The following is a 1,394-nucleotide window of genomic DNA, read 5'->3' as shown; positions in this document are numbered from 1 at the left end:
GAAGCGACCGCGACGGCGGAGTCCGCGCCGGACTTCGCGATCGCTTCCTGCAGCCGCACCTCGGCGACGCGCACACGCCCGGCCTCGTCCTGCTGCTTCAGTCGCGCCCGGGACAGCGCGGCGGACGCGGCGGCGACTTCGCCGTTCAGCTTGCGCATCGCGTCAGCGCCCAGTCCGGCCGCCGAGGTGTTCAGCGCGGACTTCAGGTCGCGGCCGAGCGCACGCCCCGCCGCGGTGCCTGCGCCCTTGAAGCCGCCCTCGAAGGTCTTCGCACCGGCGGCGCCCGCCGCCCGGGTCTCCTTCGACACGCGCGACTTGAACCCGGTCATCACCGGGAAGATCGACACGTGACCGGAACCGACCTCGGAGGACATGAGCACCCCCTCGGGTCAGGACGCGAACACGAGGCCCGCTTCCATGTCGGCCTGTGCTTCGGCAACCTCCGCGGCGTCCGCGGTGGTCGTGGTGCGCCGCGGGTCAGGGAGAACCCACGGCACGAGTTTCTTGGACGCCTTCGGGCCGAGCTCGGCCACCAGCGACAGCAGTTCCCGGGTGGTCGCGGGATACGACCACCCGGCGAGCTTCGCGCCCAGGTGCGTGCCGGGGTCGGCGGAGGCTTCCTCGATGAGGAGGCGCGCTTCGCCCCAGGTGAGACCGTCGCCCAGGTCAGAGATCCCGACACCGAACGTCTCGCGCAGCGTGCGCGCGACGCTTCCCCGGTGCTCTCGGATGGCCCGGGCGACGGCGATCATTCCGGGAAGGCCGCCTGCTGGACGCGCTGCAGCACCCGGAAGTACTTCTCGGCGAGGATCGCGCCCTCGACCATGTCCCGCTTGCCGAAGTCGGCGGAGATCGCTTCGCCGCCGATCTCGGTGAGGATGGCCTTGAACTGGTCGATCGGGGTGGAGTAGTCCGCCTGCAGCTGGTCGATGAAGTCGAAGCTGAGCGTGAGCGGCACCTCGATGATCGTGCCGTCACTGAGGCGGCCGATGAACCGCTTCTCGACGATGATGTACTTCACCTCGGGGACGGCCGCGGCGATCGCCTTCTCTTCGGCCTCCTCCGACCAGTTGTCGAAGTCGTACTCCGGTGCGGCTTCCGTCTTGCTCTTGGGTGTTGCCATGGTGATGGTCTCCTTGTCGGGTCATCGGGTGGTGTCGGGTGGGTGTGGAGTGGCTGGTCGGGATGACCCGACGACATCCCGACCAGCCGGCCTGTCAGGCAGCGGCGCCCGCGGCCCAGCTGTCGCCGTCCCAGTGCGCCTGGGAGGCATTGCCGAGCACGACGTACTGCCCGGTCGTCCACGCGGTGGTCTCCCCCAGCGCGCCGAGCGCCTGCAGCGCCGCGAGCGTCGCGGGCGCGGACGCCCCGGCGGGGGTGAACGCGCCGGGGGT

General features: G+C 70.6%; 3 protein-coding genes. All 3 read right to left on the bottom strand.

The features are described from left to right. Window positions 1-374, bottom strand: a 374-nt coding sequence (locus DW299_RS14165; protein WP_205814408.1) for a hypothetical protein, incomplete at its 3' end; no start/stop codon positions are given. A 15-nt stretch (window positions 375-389) separates the two neighbouring features. Further along, window positions 390-752 (bottom strand): hypothetical protein, encoded by a 363-nt coding sequence (locus DW299_RS14160; protein WP_136036969.1) that lies wholly within the window; start codon window positions 750-752, stop codon window positions 390-392. Further along, window positions 749-1,123 (bottom strand): hypothetical protein, encoded by a 375-nt coding sequence (locus DW299_RS14155; protein WP_136036968.1) that lies wholly within the window; start codon window positions 1,121-1,123, stop codon window positions 749-751. Before DW299_RS14155 ends, DW299_RS14160 begins: the two co-directional genes overlap by 4 nt. Between the last annotated feature and the right edge of the window lie 271 nt (window positions 1,124-1,394).

The organism is Microbacterium sp. K35, assembly GCF_004794375.1.
Lineage (GTDB): Bacteria > Actinomycetota > Actinomycetes > Actinomycetales > Microbacteriaceae > Microbacterium > Microbacterium sufflavum.
This window is presented reverse-complemented; position numbering and strand designations above follow the sequence as displayed.

Bases quoted from the DNA above. Each gene is read 5' to 3' on its own strand.
- DW299_RS14160 (WP_136036969.1), bottom strand. From the start codon at position 752: ATGATCGCCGTCGCCCGGGCCATCCGAGAGCACCGGGGAAGCGTCGCG.
- DW299_RS14155 (WP_136036968.1), bottom strand. From the start codon at position 1,123: ATGGCAACACCCAAGAGCAAGACGGAAGCCGCACCGGAGTACGACTTC.